Origin of the sequence: Vibrio sp. OPT46, from assembly GCF_015163535.1 — a bacterium.
GTDB classification, from domain to species: Bacteria; Pseudomonadota; Gammaproteobacteria; order Enterobacterales; family Vibrionaceae; genus Vibrio; species Vibrio alginolyticus.
In genome coordinates this window covers 34,701-50,427 of sequence record NZ_JADDYG010000867.1, presented here as the reverse complement: position 1 = coordinate 50,427, position 15,727 = coordinate 34,701, and the positions used below count along the sequence as shown (strand labels likewise).

General features: G+C 46.0%; 12 protein-coding genes, 1 tRNA gene and 1 pseudogene. 5 read left to right on the top strand and 9 right to left on the bottom strand.

Features of this window, described 5'->3' with window-relative positions:
- Nucleotides 1-7 precede the first annotated feature (7 nt).
- From IQR33_RS30930 to IQR33_RS30920, 3 genes are all read left to right on the top strand, one after another.
- A tRNA-Asp gene (locus IQR33_RS30930) sits at nucleotides 8-84 on the top strand.
- 940 nt (nucleotides 85-1,024) lie between these two features.
- The gene (locus IQR33_RS30925) at nucleotides 1,025-2,596 is read left to right on the top strand and encodes an ABC-F family ATP-binding cassette domain-containing protein (protein ID WP_054575314.1); all 1,572 of its coding nucleotides are present in this window, start codon (nucleotides 1,025-1,027) and stop codon (nucleotides 2,594-2,596) included.
- On the top strand, nucleotides 2,593-3,750 hold the full coding sequence (locus tag IQR33_RS30920) for an MFS transporter (RefSeq protein WP_193837580.1): 1,158 nt from the start codon (nucleotides 2,593-2,595) through the stop codon (nucleotides 3,748-3,750). Before IQR33_RS30925 ends, IQR33_RS30920 begins: the two co-directional genes overlap by 4 nt.
- Nucleotides 3,751-3,824: 74 nt before the next feature.
- Here the strand turns inward: IQR33_RS30920 and fis are convergent, their stop codons facing one another.
- From fis to IQR33_RS30875, 9 genes are all read right to left on the bottom strand, one after another.
- Nucleotides 3,825-4,121, bottom strand: coding sequence for a DNA-binding transcriptional regulator Fis (gene fis, locus IQR33_RS30915; RefSeq protein ID WP_000462885.1), 297 nt, complete (start codon nucleotides 4,119-4,121; stop codon nucleotides 3,825-3,827).
- 23 nt (nucleotides 4,122-4,144) lie between these two features.
- Complete coding sequence (dusB, locus tag IQR33_RS30910) at nucleotides 4,145-5,113, bottom strand: tRNA dihydrouridine synthase DusB (RefSeq protein WP_005382505.1); 969 nt, start codon at nucleotides 5,111-5,113, stop codon at nucleotides 4,145-4,147.
- A 139-nt stretch (nucleotides 5,114-5,252) separates the two neighbouring features.
- Nucleotides 5,253-6,140: a 50S ribosomal protein L11 methyltransferase gene (gene prmA / locus IQR33_RS30905; protein ID WP_005382507.1), complete on the bottom strand. Its 888-nt coding sequence runs from the start codon at nucleotides 6,138-6,140 to the stop codon at nucleotides 5,253-5,255.
- 165 nt (nucleotides 6,141-6,305) lie between these two features.
- Nucleotides 6,306-7,649: an acetyl-CoA carboxylase biotin carboxylase subunit gene (gene accC / locus IQR33_RS30900; protein WP_005382509.1), complete on the bottom strand. Its 1,344-nt coding sequence runs from the start codon at nucleotides 7,647-7,649 to the stop codon at nucleotides 6,306-6,308.
- Nucleotides 7,650-7,663: 14 nt separating this feature from the next.
- The gene (gene accB, locus IQR33_RS30895) at nucleotides 7,664-8,125 is read right to left on the bottom strand and encodes an acetyl-CoA carboxylase biotin carboxyl carrier protein (protein WP_005386355.1); all 462 of its coding nucleotides are present in this window, start codon (nucleotides 8,123-8,125) and stop codon (nucleotides 7,664-7,666) included.
- 61 nt (nucleotides 8,126-8,186) lie between these two features.
- Nucleotides 8,187-8,636 (bottom strand): type II 3-dehydroquinate dehydratase, encoded by a 450-nt coding sequence (gene aroQ / locus IQR33_RS30890; protein WP_005382360.1) that lies wholly within the window; start codon nucleotides 8,634-8,636, stop codon nucleotides 8,187-8,189.
- Between the two features lie 303 nt (nucleotides 8,637-8,939).
- Entirely contained in the window at nucleotides 8,940-10,892 is a 1,953-nt protein-coding gene (gene acs / locus IQR33_RS30885; protein WP_054577285.1) for an acetate--CoA ligase, read from the bottom strand.
- A 237-nt stretch (nucleotides 10,893-11,129) separates the two neighbouring features.
- Nucleotides 11,130-11,759 carry a 3'-5' exonuclease gene (locus IQR33_RS30880; RefSeq protein WP_005382363.1) on the bottom strand — a complete coding sequence of 210 codons (630 nt, stop codon included), beginning with the start codon at nucleotides 11,757-11,759 and terminating at the stop codon, nucleotides 11,130-11,132.
- A gap of 33 nt (nucleotides 11,760-11,792) precedes the next feature.
- Nucleotides 11,793-13,619 carry a DUF294 nucleotidyltransferase-like domain-containing protein gene (locus IQR33_RS30875; protein WP_054577284.1) on the bottom strand — a complete coding sequence of 609 codons (1,827 nt, stop codon included), beginning with the start codon at nucleotides 13,617-13,619 and terminating at the stop codon, nucleotides 11,793-11,795.
- Between the two features lie 233 nt (nucleotides 13,620-13,852).
- Here IQR33_RS30875 and IQR33_RS30870 point away from each other — a divergent pair, with 233 nt between their 5' ends.
- Nucleotides 13,853-15,040 (top strand): 3-phenylpropionate MFS transporter, encoded by a 1,188-nt coding sequence (locus IQR33_RS30870; RefSeq protein WP_042523701.1) that lies wholly within the window; start codon nucleotides 13,853-13,855, stop codon nucleotides 15,038-15,040.
- A gap of 135 nt (nucleotides 15,041-15,175) precedes the next feature.
- A pseudogene (locus IQR33_RS34950) lies at nucleotides 15,176-15,727 on the top strand (hybrid sensor histidine kinase/response regulator); the annotation flags it as partial.

Sequence of the window (15,727 nt, the reverse complement as noted above, 5' to 3'; positions counted from 1 at the left end):
CCACTGCGGAGTGGTAGTTCAGTTGGTTAGAATACCGGCCTGTCACGCCGGGGGTCGCGGGTTCGAGTCCCGTCCACTCCGCCACTTATATTAAGCCCCAGTCGAAAGACTGGGGCTTTTTTCGTTTTGGTTCCCCGACTTACCTTAAACCCACTTTCATATTGAAACCTTGCATCGAGAGGCCGGCTTCCCTCTGGCGATGCTTTCTAAGCCCTGTTATGAGTGAAGTGGAACTCAGTTTTGTGTGGTTTCTACTGAACCGGGTCCTAGTATCGAGCGCTAGTTCTCAGCCCTTGTGCTTACTTACCAAAGCTTCCTTTATTATTACCTGGAAAATTTATTCACTAGGTTATGTTATTTTCGGGGGAGATTTCTCTGCTTTAGATGTTTTGATTTAGCCATAGGCGCTTATTAATATAAACTCAGCGCATTTAAAACTTTCCAAACATGGATTTTGTTTTGTCGACCTATTTAAGCCAGTGTCTTAAAGTATATTCGCTACTTCTTCCCTCTAACCCTCTCCAACCTTCAAAGCCACCACTACGTACGTATAACGTGAGCGGTATAGGTGCTTTCATAGCTGTGTTTGCTGAGTAAGCAGTTCACCTGGCACATTGACTGAGGAAAAGTCTTCTTTCTGTGGACCTTCGTGTAAGTCACGATAGTTTTAATAATTATCTGGTACTTTTTATTCTAAAGGTGTACGCTTCACATCGAATATTTTTTCAACAGTAAATCATGTTATATCTCTTGTTTAAAAGCTTTGTAAGAAGGCTGAACTCCATGCAAAAAACGCGATGAAGTGTTGCTCGGAGTCTTAAATTAATCTTCATCAGGTGTTTTATGTGTGGGTAGCTTCGCTGAAGTTATACGCAGGAGCTTGTACACCTGATAAAAGAGAAGAGATGGCCGGTGATATTTCATCATCGGCCTTTTTGTATCTGTTAAGCAGCTACAAAGCATTACCCAGTATTGAAATAAGGGCCGGTATTGATCACCGGCCCTTTTTTATTTGGTTGAAAACATGAGTATTTTACAAGTTAAAAATTTGTCTTATCAGATAGCTGATAAGACGTTATACAACAACGTGACCTTTCGTATTAACGTGGGAGAGAAAATAGGTATCACCGGAGCGAATGGTGTTGGAAAAAGCACCTTATTGAAACTGCTTTTCGGTGAATTATCTGCAGATAAGGGCTGCATTGAATGGTTACCAAACCTTGAGGTGGGGTATTTAGAACAACATTTTAAGATCGATAATGTGCTGACAGTTCATGAGTGTTTAAAGGGCTCTTTTGAGAGTTTATACGCTGCAGAGCAAAAGCTTTGGACTTTGTATCATGCGATGACCGAGTCTCACTCTACATCTCTTTTAAGCCAAGTCGCTCGGCTACAGGCATATTTAGAAGATGAAGACTTCTATGCAATTAATACCAAAATTGAACGAGTTGCTGTAGGTCTTGGTATTTATCAATTTGGCTTAGATACACCGCTTATCTCGCTAAGTGGCGGTCAAAGGCACAAAGTCCTTTTAGGCAGGTTGTTACTTCGCAACCCCGATGTGTTAATTCTTGATGAGCCGACAAACTATCTTGATGCTCCGCACATTGAATGGCTAGTCACGTTTCTCAATGATTACATTGGTACCGTTTTACTGGTTTCTCATGATGTTGATTTTCTTAATCAAGTAGCGACCAGTATTTGTGATATTGATTATCAAACGGTTCGAAAATACAGCGGTACTTATGTCAAAGCAATGCAGCAAAAGCAGCACGACGGTGCTTTATTAGAAAAGCAATATAAGGCTCAGCAAAGTGAAATTCGAAAGTTAGAGAAATTTATTGCCCAAAATGGTGCAGGAGTTAACGCGAGTCTTGCTAAAGGGCGTAAGAAGAGACTGGATAAAATCGAACGTATTCAACTGAATCATGTAGAGAAAGTATCGACGTTTGACTTTGCTTACCAGCCCATTGAGCAACCGAATGTGGTTGAGGCAAAAGCGTTGATGATCGGTTATCAGCAGCCTCTGCTTCCAGTATTTGATATCACGTTAGCGCGCGGGGAAAAGTTGGTTGTTGCTGGCTTTAACGGCGTGGGTAAGTCGACCTTACTTAAAACCCTGATGGGGAAGATCGAGCCACTCTCTGGTGAGGTGGTATTGGCAAAAGGTGCAATGATTGGTTATTTTTCTCAAGATTTGTCTTGGCGCCATCCTCAGAACACGCCTGAACAGGAGCTGTGCTCTTGTGCGCCAACAATCTCAAGCAAAGAGTCACGCAAGCTATTAGCTCGCTTTGGGATCACGGGGGATAAGACGCAGCGCCACTTAGATACATTGAGCGGTGGTGAGCAAACTCGGGTGAAACTGTGTTGTTTATCGGTTCAGAAATGCAATGTTTTGCTGTTGGACGAACCAACAACACATTTGGATAGCAGTAGTAAAAATGCGCTTAAAGAGGCTCTCCAGCGCTTTTCCGGTAGCGTGATTGTGGTATCTCATGAGAAGGCATTTTTGCAATCTTGGCCTGATAGAGTTTTAGATATTTCGTTGCTCACTTGTGCTGAATCGGAAACAGAACAGGAGGTGGAGCTATGATGCAGTCCATGATCCTATTTCTCGTTGCTTTTCTTGTTGGTGCTGATGAGTTGATGCTTGGATCTATTCTTGAACCCATCGGAAATGATTTAAGTGTTCAACCGAGTCAGGTGACCTTATTTATTACGGCATATAGTTTAGCCATAGCAATTTGCGCTCCTTACTTGGGCCGTTTATCAGACCGAGTTGGGCGTATTCGTATCATGGTGCCTGCTTGCTTTGTATTTGGGGTTGCGTCTATTACGACGGGCATAGTTCATGATTTTGAACTTGCTATTGCAACTCGAGTGATCACTGGTATTGCAAGTGCAGGCATGTTGCCAATTGCATTCGCGTTAGCGGGAGACGCGAAGGGTAATAGAGCGATGCGTCAAATTGTGATGGTTCAGGCGGGATTAACGCTAGGTATGATAACTAGCCCGGCGATCGGAGCATTGTTGACCCAGCTTTTATCATGGCGTGCCGCTTTTATTATTTTGGGCGTTGCGGCTCTTCTTGTCGGTGCTATGAGCGTAGTGTTCATGAACAACAAGCATAATGAGTCCAAGAAGTCAGATACTCTGCCACCTATCACAGACGTCATTCATGTTCCTGGCGCGTTGAGGGCGATTCTAGCGATGTGTTTAGGTTTAGGGGGAGGTATTGGTGTATTTAACCTGATAGGCCTTCATATTCGACATACCAGCGATTTGGCGCTCGGTTGGGTGGGCGCTATTTATGCAGCTCTAGGGATCGTGAGTGTGGTTGGAAATATGTGCGTGGCGAGAGCTTCTCGCTGGCTTGGTAGCTCTCGAGCCGTTATGCGAGTGGCCTTAATGGTGTGCATACCTTGTAGTGCATGGGTGTTCTCAAATGAGATGAGTACGGTGACCGCTTATCTTCCAGCTCTAGTGCTCTGGTCTCTCGCTGGAGGGGTTGGTTCTCCGGCATTACAAGCACATATCGCAAGCTTATCTGATGAATATCGAGGTGTGTTAATGTCTTTTGGAATGAGTATGATGCACTTTGGTGTCGCGACTTGGTCTGCCTTGGCGGGCTTCGCGTATTCTGTAGGCAATGAATGGGTCGCTTTCGTGGCTTTCCTATTGTTTGGCTCAGCAGTAGTTATCTTAAAGCCAGTTGGTAATACTGAACAAAGTGAGCGTTATTCGTAGTGTTTTAGTAGATAAAGAAAAGCCGTTACCTAAAAAGGTAACGGCTTGTTCCAAATACTTTTTGAAAAACGGTCTTAGTTCATGCCGTATTTCTTAAGTTTCTTGCGAAGAGTACCGCGGTTGATACCCATCATAGTTGCTGCGCGAGTTTGGTTACCGCGAGTGTACTGCATGATAGTATCTAGTAGTGGCTGTTCAACTTCAGCTAGAACTAATTCGTATAGTTCTGTTACTTCCTGGCCGTTTAGTTGAGCAAGGTAGTTTTTAAGAGACGCTTTAACAGAGTCACGTAAAGGCTTCTGAGTAATCTGGTCTTGTGACGTTACTGTAGTTACTGTTAATGCTTCTGAAGTCAGATTTTGTTCGAACATATTCGGTCTAGCTCTTCTCTTAATTATGATGCAACGTTATCAAAATAACCTTCTAACGCCTCAATTTGCAGCGGAGCTGCGTCGATAGCGTTGAAGGTACGGCGAAACTCACTTGCCTGTTCATGCTCTTTCAGGTACCACCCAACGTGCTTGCGCGCGATACGTGGACCTAAGAACTCCCCATAAAACTCATGCAGAGCATTTACATGACCAAGCATAATGGTTTTCACTTCCTCAGTTGGAAGTTCCTCCATTGTGGTGCCGTTTTCCAAATAGTGATGGATTTCCTGGAAAATCCAAGGACGACCCTGGGCAGGGCGTCCAATCATTAAAGCGTCCGCACCGGTGTACTCCAGTACAAATTTGGCTTTCTCCGGGCTATCGATATCACCGTTCGCGATAACCGGAATTGAAATCGCCTCTTTTACCGCTTTAATGCTGTCATATTCGGCCTCACCTTTGTACATACATGCTTTCGTTCTGCCATGCAGAGCAAGAGCTTGTATGCCGCAGTTTTCGGCTAATTTAGCGATCTGGACACAGTTCTTGTTGTCTGTATCCCAGCCAGTTCGAGTCTTTAACGTTACAGGAACGTCCACTGCATTCACGACCGCTTTCAAAATCTCTTCGATAATGTTTGGGTATTGAAGCAGAGCAGAGCCCGCTAGCTTCTTATTCACTTTTTTTGCCGGGCAGCCCATGTTGATGTCGATGATTTGTGCACCGTTCTCAACACTGAATTGAGCTGCGTCCGCCATAAGCTGTGGATCGGAACCCGCAATCTGTACAGAGCGAATGCCCGATTCGCCCTCGTGTACCATGCGCTGTTTCGACTTTGACGTTCCCCATAGTTTTGGGTTAGCAGACATCATTTCACTGACGGCCATTCCCGCACCATAGCGAAGACACAACTCGCGAAACGGTCTATCCGTTACACCAGCCATAGGGGCTACGATTAGATTGTTCTTAAGTTGATAGTTTCCGATTTTCAAAACGTCATCACAGTTCTGTACCAGCAAGGGCGCGCATTTTACGCATTTTTTCACTGCGTGAAAAGACTAATATTTGAGCATTTACAAATTGTTTTTGTAAATTGTATGAATTTCAAACAATTAGCTCTGAAAACCTTGTCTAGCCTTGCTTACGACCAGAGATGCGACACCATTCACTTTGTTCAACAATCGGGTCAATGTGAAGCTCGTCACGGTAATAGTTCGCAACATCTTCAGCTTGAGTGTCTAATACGCCGGACATAGCGAGGTCGCCATTTGGCTTAACTAGTCCTTTGATGATAGGTGCAAGTTCACGTAAAGGTCCCGCAAGGATGTTGGCCACAACGACGTCAGCGACGAGACCTTCTGGTTGATTTTGCGGTAAGTAAACTTCTAGTTTGTCTGCAACGCCATTACGCTCAGCATTGTCTTTTGAAGCAAGCAGGGCTTGAGGATCAATGTCGATCCCTATCACTTTTTCAGCGCCCAGTTTGATCGCTGCGATCGCAAGAATACCTGAGCCACAACCGAAGTCGATAACGGTCTTACCGCTTAAGTCCATGCTTTCTAGCCACTCAAGACAAAGTGCTGTTGTAGGGTGAGTACCCGTACCGAATGCAAGGCCTGGATCCAACATAACATTAACAGCGTCAGGATCTGGAATGTCGCGCCAGCTTGGACAAATCCATAAGCGTTCACCAAATTTCATTGGGTGGAAGTTTTCCATCCATTCGCGTTCCCAGTCTTTATCTTCAAGCTGTTCTACTTTGTAAGCAAAATTGTCAGCCAGCATATTGCTCGCTTTAATTTGGTCGATGATGAAGTTAGTGTCTGCTTCTGCATCATACAGTGCCAGAATATCAGTATCGCCCCATAAGCGAGTTTCGCCAGGTAGAGGTTCGAATACAGGTGTATCCTGCGCGTCTAAGAATGTAACAGACAGCGCGCCAGTCTCTTCCATTAGCATATCGCCGATTTGCTCAGCGTTTTCATTGGTCGCGTTGAGTTTGATTTGAATCCAAGGCATTGGTTTTTGCTCTTAAAGTGAATGAAGTGGCGCAGAGTTTACCAGAACTCTACGATTTGTTTGAGTATATACCCAAATAAGCCGATTTATATGTTGAGCCCTTCGCGTACATATAAAACAAAAATGCCCACGGGAGTGGGCATTTTTTAAGACGTTTGCTTAGGCTTATTGTAAGCCAAGCTTCTTCTCTAGGTAGTGGATGTTTGCACCACCGTGTTGGAAGTTTTCGTCATTCATAATGGAGAATTGCAGTGGCACGTTAGTTTTGATGCCTTCGATGATCATCTCACCCAGTGCGTTCTTCATACGTGCAATCGCTACATCACGGTTCTCACCGTAAGTGATCAGTTTACCAATCATTGAATCGTAATGAGGTGGTACTGTGTAGCCTGTGTAGATATGAGATTCCCAACGTACACCCATACCGCCAGGAGCGTGGAAACGCTCGATCTTACCCGGAGATGGTAGGAAGCGCTCAGGGTCTTCTGCGTTGATACGACACTCAATCGCATGGCCACGGATCTTAATATCATCTTGAGTGAATGACAGAGGCTGACCCGCTGCAACGCGAAGCTGTTCTTTGATTAGGTCGATGCCAGTAACCATCTCTGTTACTGGGTGCTCTACCTGAATACGAGTGTTCATTTCGATGAAGTAGAACTCACCGTTCTCGTATAGGAATTCAAACGTACCTGCGCCGCGGTAACCGATCTCGATACATGCACGAGTACAGCGTTCACCGATGTACTTACGCATTTCTTCGGTGATACCAGGTGCTGGAGCTTCTTCCACTACTTTTTGGTGACGACGTTGCATTGAACAGTCACGCTCACCAAGGTGGATTGCGCCGCCTTGACCGTCAGCAATAACCTGAACTTCAACGTGACGAGGGTTTTCTAGGAATTTCTCCATGTAAACCATGTCATTGTTGAACGCCGCTTTTGCTTCAGCACGTGTCATTGCAATAGCTTGGATAAGGTCTTTCTCTGCGCGAACAACACGCATACCACGACCGCCGCCGCCGCCAGATGCTTTGATGATTACTGGGTAACCAATGCGCTTAGCAAATGCTTTGTTTTTCTCTTCGTCATTGTCTAGAGGGCCGTCAGAACCCGGTACACAAGGAACGCCTGCTTTCTTCATTGCATTGATAGCAGATACTTTATCGCCCATTAGGCGGATAGTGTCTGCCTTTGGGCCAACGAAGATGAAACCACTGCGCTCAACTTGCTCTGCGAAGTCTGCGTTCTCAGACAGGAAGCCGTAACCTGGGTGGATAGCCACAGCACCAGTCACTTCTGCTGCAGAAATGATGCGTGGAATGTTTAGGTAGCTGTCGATACCACGAGCAGGGCCGATACATACGGTTTCGTCTGCGAGTAGTACGTGCTTAAGATCGCGATCCGCTGTTGAGTGAACAGCGACGGTCTTAATACCTAATTCTTTACAAGCGCGAAGAATACGAAGTGCAATTTCACCTCGGTTCGCGATGACTACTTTGTCTAGCATAAGGCAAGCCCCGCTTATTCGATTACAACAAGAGGTTGGTCGAATTCAACTGGTTGGCCGTCTTCAGCTAGGATTGCTGTAACAACGCCAGATTTGTCCGCTTCGATTTGGTTCATCATTTTCATTGCTTCAACAATACATAGAGTATCGCCAGCATTTACTTTCTGACCCACTTCTACGAATGCTTTAGAGTCTGGGCTTGGAGAGCGGTAGAAAGTACCAACCATTGGAGAAAGAACTTGGTGACCTGCAGGTGTTGCTGCTGGAGCTTCTGCTGCTGGCGCTTCCGCTACTGGTGCCGCTGCTACTGGAGCAGGTGCCGCCGCTGGAGCTGCTGCGTAGTGAATTGGTGCTTGAGGAGCTGCAGTGCCATGACGGCTGATGCGCACTGACTCTTCACCTTCAGAGATCTCTAGCTCAGCAATGCCAGACTCTTCAACTAACTCAATTAGCTTCTTGATTTTACGAATATCCATCTTTTCTTTCTCTTTTATCTTGTGATTAAGACAACCCTCGTAGGGTTGCAGAGTGTTAGGGTTACTTTGCCTGTAGCTTATTGATCGCTGCAGACAGAGCAAATTCATAACCTTGTGCGCCTAAACCGCAAATCACACCCTCTGCTTTATCTGACAGGTAAGAGTGATGACGGAATGGTTCACGTGCGTGCACATTTGATAAGTGCACCTCAATAAATGGGATGGCGACGCCAAGTAATGCATCTCGCAGCGCCACACTAGTATGAGTGAAAGCCGCTGGATTGATGATGATGAAGTCAATCTTGCCATAGGCAGCGTGAATGGCTTCAATCAGTTCGTACTCACGATTTGATTGTAGGTGTTCCAGTTCTACCCCAGCGTTATGGGCTTGCTCTGTAAGAGTATCCACAACTTGAGCTAAGGTACTGTGACCATAGTGTGTCGGTTCGCGCAGACCCAATAGATTAAGATTTGGTCCGTTTAGAACAAGAATCCGTGACTTTGCAGACATTGTGTTGCTATCTTCCCTTATCGTGAGTGGAACGTTTATATTCCCAAATATACGATAGTTCAGCACGATTTTTTTGTTAAAACCGAGCAAATTTTAAAAAATCGACCAAGATTATAGCTAATTCATAGCAATTAGCAGCAATTTACTGGTCTAATCTCCTAATAGCCACTCTCGTTTCTGTAACCAAGTTAACAAAAACAACATAATTGCCATATTTTTTTTGTGGCCAATTTGTGCACTAAAGCAAAAAACCGCCATGAGTGATGGCGGTTTTTAAAGTGCTTTTAAAACAGTTGGTTGAATTTATGCCAATTCTGCTTTCTCTGCGATAAGCTTGTCTACCACGCTCGGATCGGCAAGCGTTGACGTGTCTCCGAGGTTGCTTGTATCGCCCGTTGCAATCTTACGCAGGATTCGACGCATTATCTTACCAGAACGAGTCTTCGGTAAGGAATCTGTCCAGTGCAGTACATCTGGTGTCGCGATTGGACCAATCTCTTTACGCACCCAATCTTTAACTTCTTTGTGCAGCTCAGCTGACGGGAATTCACCATCGTTCAATGTAATGTAAGCGTAGATAGCTTGGCCTTTGATGTCATGTGGAATACCAACAATCGCCGCTTCTGCAATCTTGTGGTGCGCCACTAGCGCTGATTCAATTTCAGCGGTACCCATACGGTGACCCGACACGTTTAGTACGTCATCAACACGGCCAGTGATCCAGTAGTAGCCGTCTTCGTCACGACGAGCACCATCACTAGTAAAGTACATTCCCTTGAAGGTTGAGAAGTAGGTCTGTTCAAAGCGTTCGTGGTCGCCATAAACAGTACGCATCTGACCTGGCCATGAATCAAGGATCACCAAGTTACCTTCTGCTGTGGTTTCTTCAATGATGTTGCCCATGTTATCAACCAGTGCAGGTTGGACTCCGAAGAATGGTCGAGTTGCTGAGCCTGGTTTTAAGTCTGTTGCGCCTGGTAGTGGTGCAATTAAGATACCGCCGGTCTCTGTTTGCCACCAAGTATCAACGATAGGCGAGCTCTCGTTACCAATCGTTTTGTAGTACCACTCCCACGCTTCAGGGTTGATAGGCTCACCTACTGAACCCATTACACGTAAGCTTGAACGTGATGTCCCTGCTACCGCTTCGTTACCTTTTGCCATTAGTGCACGAATAGCGGTTGGCGCAGTGTAGAGAATGTTCACTTGGTGCTTATCAACCACTTCACTCATACGAGCCGTGCTTGGGTAGTTTGGAACACCTTCAAACAGAATGGTTTTGGCCCCGTTCGCTAGTGGACCATAAATTAGGTAAGTATGGCCTGTAATCCAGCCCACATCCGCGGTACACCAGAAGGTTTCACCTGGTTGATAATCGAAGACATATTTAAAGGTCATTGCCGCGTAGACGAGGTAACCGCCTGTAGTATGTAGTACGCCTTTAGGTTTACCTGTCGAGCCAGATGTGTAGAGGATGAACAGCGGGTCTTCGGCTTTCATCTCTTCTGGTGGGCAAACGTCAGAAACGTTGGCTGTTGCTTCGTGCCACCAAACATCACGGTGTTCATGCCATTCAACATCACCACCTGTACGTTTAAGCACGACGACTTTATTGATGGTTTTTACGTCTGGGTTGGTTAGTGCTTCATCCACGTTCTTTTTCAGTGGAACAGCGCGTCCGCCACGTACGCCTTCGTCAGCGGTGATCACGACTTTAGCGTCAGAGTCGATGATACGGCCGGATAGTGCTTCTGGTGAGAAACCGCCAAATACTACGGTGTGAACCGCACCAATACGGGTACAAGCGAGCATCGCCACTGCGGCTTCTGGCACCATTGGCATGTATAGACACACCACGTCGCCCTTGCGTACGCCTTGCTCTTTCAATGCGTTGGAGAATTTACACACTTCTTTGTGCAGTTCGTTGAAAGTGAGTGTTTTGTCGTCGGCTGGATCATCGCCTTCCCAAATGATGGCGACGTCGTCCCCGTGTTCTGCAAGATGACGGTCAATACAGTTAGCCGAGACGTTCAGTGTGCCATCTTCAAACCAGCGAATATCAACATGGCCAGTGTCGAAAGAAGTGCTTTTTACTTTGGTGAAAGGTTTGATCCAATCAACGATTTTGCCGTGCTCGCTCCAGAAGCCCTCTGGATCGGTTACCGACTGCTGATACATGGCTAAGTAAGTATCATTATCCGCGTGTGTATGAGTTTTAATATTTTCTTTTACCGGATAAACGTGGGCTTCGCTCATGGCTTCTCTCCTTGTGCCTTATTTCTCGGCCTTACACCAATCTAGATAAGATTTTGAATATATTTTTGTAGGGCTGTTTTTTGGTTCTAAATAACTTGGTCGTGGTAATGACGACGTTGTGCTTATAACTGTCAGTCACCGCGCGTATTTCCACAATTAGACTTTAGGATGAGAGTGATGGAAGCGCCGGGAAATCGCTGAAACAAAAGTATTTCTGGGAGCTAGGTCAACTGATTTTTATGTATACGGCGCGGTTAGGTTGGGTAAATCGCCTTTCGTTAAGCGGACAAAGACCAAAGCGGCAGAAATCGCGTCTTGCAAGGCGTCGTGTTTGTCTTGGATAGGAAGTTCGAGGTGTTTACAAATGGCATCCAGACTTAAGTCGAAATAGGCATTCGGCAAATGTCGTTCCAACTTATCGTGATAAATCTGACTGACCTCGATAAGTGGGTTAGGAAGTGGGAAGCCAAGTTGCCGCAGACAAGCAAGGTCTAAGATCTTTTTATCGTAACGAATGTGATAGCCCACAAGTGGTCGGTTGCCGATAAAGTCGAGCAGCTCGAGCAGCGCCTCTTTTTCACTGATGCCATCGACTAAGTCTTGGTGGCGAATTCGATGGATCTTGACCGAGCCTGAGTCGAGCGATTGCGGCGCGCGTAAGCGGACTTCAAATGGTTGACTGGTGATGATGCGGTTGTCGATGATCTTGGTGGCTGCAATAGTCACCAGCTCGGCGCGATTTGGGTCAAGGCTGGTGGTTTCGCAGTCAAGAGAGACGTATTCTGTTTTATCTGGCGTGCAAAACAGCGACTGATAAGGCGAGCCTTTCAATTTGTAATGCCAGTATTTGCGTTGTAACCAGTTCATTGCCTACGCCTCTGTGATTTATGAAAATCAGGGTTAATCACGAATTTGATAATGGAAGCCTAAAAATTGCTTAAATTTCTTCACCACATGTAAGCTGTGGCGAAGCAAATCACGCTCAGTTCTATCCAGTTGTTTAATATCAATGTTATTCAACGCTTCTTGCTTTTTGAGTTGCTGATTAAGACGAAGTTTAAAGAACAATTTCAGTGCTTCGTTGAGATTATCTGCCGTTTCGGATTCTAAGATGCGCTTATTTCTCAGAGCTTCAATGCGTTCAAACGTGTTCTTCTCTTCAATGGCATACTCCAAAGACAAGGCGCGAATGCCGTGTACAATTGGGAAAATACCGCCGCGTTTAATGTCCAATCCGTCTTTAGCACTTTTTACGTTGCCAAATAGAGTTAGGGGCACCGAAAACTGCAAGGCAGGGCGAGTAAAGTCAGACAATATCAACATGCGATCTTTCATTGTGTCACGAAGATGCGCCGCAATTGGAGCCAGCAGCTCGCAATTCCCAGCAACAGCATGGGCGTCACTGAAAATAGCTAAGTCCATGATTTGTTCTGGTTCGGCTTTAGCTATCCAGTGGTTTAGGGTACTTATCCATTCTTGCTGTGTTTTGACCCATTTCGGGTTGTTAACCATCACTTTACCAGGGCAAAGTGGATAACCGAGCTGTTGTAGGGTGTGTGTGAAGGATCGCATCACTTGTTCGCAATGAGGCCATTCCAAACCATCTTGAATAATCAGGGCATTGTCTTGATCGGTTTTGAGAATTTGCTCTCCTCGGCCTTCAGAGCCGAGTACGATCAAGCAACAATGGTCGTGCAAGGCTGGTGGTATCACTAACTCGAACGCTTTCTCGATAATTTGTTCGTTTACGGCTGAGATAAGCTCCATGATGAAGCGAGTGCGGATGCCGTTTTTCAATAAGCTCTCGACCAATTGACGTTGGCGGTTTGAGGCCAAAGCGAGCTCTTCCACGCTACTTGCTCGAGCAATACTGAGCGTTAACACGTGAGAGTGGGTTGAGAACGCGCTGAGAATTTGGGTCATATCCAGCATGCCGACGGCTCTGTTGCCTTCACATACCATGAGGCGTTTCATTCTATTTCTGGTCATTGTGATCATGGCGTTGAATAGAAAGTCACCATCATCAACGTGATAAACAGGAAAGCTCGCGATCTCACCCACTGGTGTGTCGAGCGCGCAACCATCTATCATCACAGAATGCAGCATATTAGTACGAGTCACTATTGCGTACGGGTGGGCTGATGGCCATTTTTCCAATCGTGGATCATCGCCATGGAGTTGAACCAATGCAGCGTCAATCCCATTTTCTTTTAAGGCACGCGTTACCTCGTGAATTGGTGTATTTGGTTCAAGGATCATCGGTGGGTGATAAATGCTGCGGTCAACTTTAGTGAGAATAAACTCCGCTAAGTTTTGCTGTTGATGGGCCGCTTCGATGAGCTCTTGCCGTTTCGATAAATTGTTATCGAAATAGGCTGCAAACTGGCCATTTTCGTTGTAAAGGGCAAGGAAAACTTCTTTCGGCAGTAGGTAAGAGAGCGTGTCCTCAAGCGCGATGTAGTGATGACGTACCTTGTCTTCAAGTAACGAGCGTACATCGAACATATCGTCGTTGGCATAATGTGCGAACACTTCCTGTTGATCGTTGGAGCGCTCTTCTACCGCGCCTTTGATCAGAATATGTAAGTGGGGGTTCTTCTGTCCGCAGGATAAAATAACATCTCGAGCTCGATAGTAGGCGACGTCCAGAGACGATCGCAGTCGCGTTTGTTGTGCTTCAGTTAAGCGATCGAACGGTGGAGATTGCATGTTAAATTTGTCAGGCATGAGAACACCCAATAATGATGGAAGGAACACTCTCTAAGTCTGACAAATTTCTTACCGGAAGCCAGACGACTTTGGTCTAAATTACGATGTTTTCGCTTGAAGATGCCAAATGTCGCAAAGTTAGTATTCCATCGAGGAAACGATAAGTTTCTTATTCTTCCCTTTTTATAATACGCATGGCGATCCATAATTCCCGGCTCGAACGTTGGTGTTCCCGTTTTAGGATATTAGTAATGTTGAAACCTTCTCCGTATGGCTGGATTTCCCAGTACTTTCTCGGATTCTTCTTTGCGTATGGCGTGTATCTGCCATTTTGGTCACTTTGGTTTAAGGATCAGGGCGTATCTTCGACAGATATCGGTTTGCTGGTCGGGTTAGGCCTTGCGACACGTTGTGTTGCCAATATCGTGATCACCCCACGAGTACACAAAGTCGAACATCTTATGCCTGCTTTACGTTGGTTGAGTTTCGCTGCCCTCCTTTTTGTTGGATTTCACTTTTTTACGGGTGGTAGCTTTTGGTTAATGGCACTAGCGACAGTGTTGTTCAATCTTTGTTGTGGACCGATTATTCCGTTGTCGGACGCGATGGCAAATTACTACGCTCGCCTGAAAATGCTCGATTATGGCCGCACGCGGCTATGGGGTTCGATCGCCTTTATCGCAGGCTCGACGGCAGTGGGCTACCTGGTGGCTGAATTTGGCTCCGATATGATCTTGTACACTGCGATGTTCGGCGTGTTTATCTCGTTGCTGTTTGCTATGCGACCGACTAACCCAATGCCTGTAACGCACGGTGGGCAAAGCGCAGAACGTCCAAAGCTGACCGCTCTTTTGACCGACAAGCCGATACTAAAATTCTTAGTGTTGGTGTCACTAATTCAGGGCAGTCATGCGGCTTACTACGGCTTTAGTGCGATTCACTGGAAGGCCGCTGGTCACTCGGAAGATGTCATTGGCTACTTGTGGAGCTTAGGAGTGGCCGCAGAAGTGGCAGTGTTTGCATTGAGTAAGCGCTTATTCGTAGGTTGGTCGATACGCGCGCTGTTTATTGCTGCTGCCGTTGGTGTAATGATGCGTTGGGGTATTACGGCGTCGACAACATCAATTATTGCTTTGGTGGTTGTTCAACTATTGCATGGTGTGACTTTCGCTACCGCACACATTGCCGCGATCCAATATATCCAAAACTCCGAAGAAAATAAGATCGTAGCGTTGCAAGCGTTGTATAACGCGATTCCGTTGGGCGCATTTATCGCGTTAATGACCGTATTGAGTGGCTGGGGTTATGAGCACTGGGGATCGCTTGTGTTCTGGGGCATGGCCGCGATGGGGTTATTGGCTCTGTTCATCAAGCTTGATTCGCAAGACCCACATCAGGTGGTTGATGTATCAGACAAGCCACTTGAAACACAGAATTAGACTTATGTAACAAAGGTTAAAAACTAAGCTTTGTCTCCGTTATCAAAGCAGTGTTAAATGAAACCTCTCCCTCATGGAGAGGTTTTTTTATTCTCTTGCTTTAAAAGTAGCAAGAAAGGCAAGAAAGGATATCGGATGCAAGGATGGCTGGTGGTTCCCGTTTCTTTAGCGTATTTGGGAGCTTTATTTATCATCGCGTGGTACGGCGACATTCAGAAAAGGTGGCTAGCGCGCTGGCGGCCTTGGATTTATAGCCTTTCCATTGCGGTGTACTGTACATCGTGGACCTTCTACGGCACGGTCGGGCAGGCCAGCAGTAATCCTTGGTCTTTCTTGCCTATCTATATTGCTCCCATTTTAGTGTTTACCATCGGATGGCGCGTTTTAGCTCGGCTTATTTTGATTGCTAAACGGGAACACATCACGTCGATTGCTGACTTTATCGGAGCACGCTACGGTAAATCCCAAGGTTTGGCCGTGGTTGTTACGCTCATAGCGGTTGCGGGAATTTTGCCGTACATCGCTTTACAGCTGCGTGGTATCACTATGGGGCTTGAAATCATTGCTCCGGAGCTGGCTACTGATTTTGGTTATCAAAACGATAGCGTGTCGTGGTTTGTTGTGGTCGCATTGGCGATTTTTACGATGCTATTCGGTACCCGCCACATTGATAACACGGAACACCAT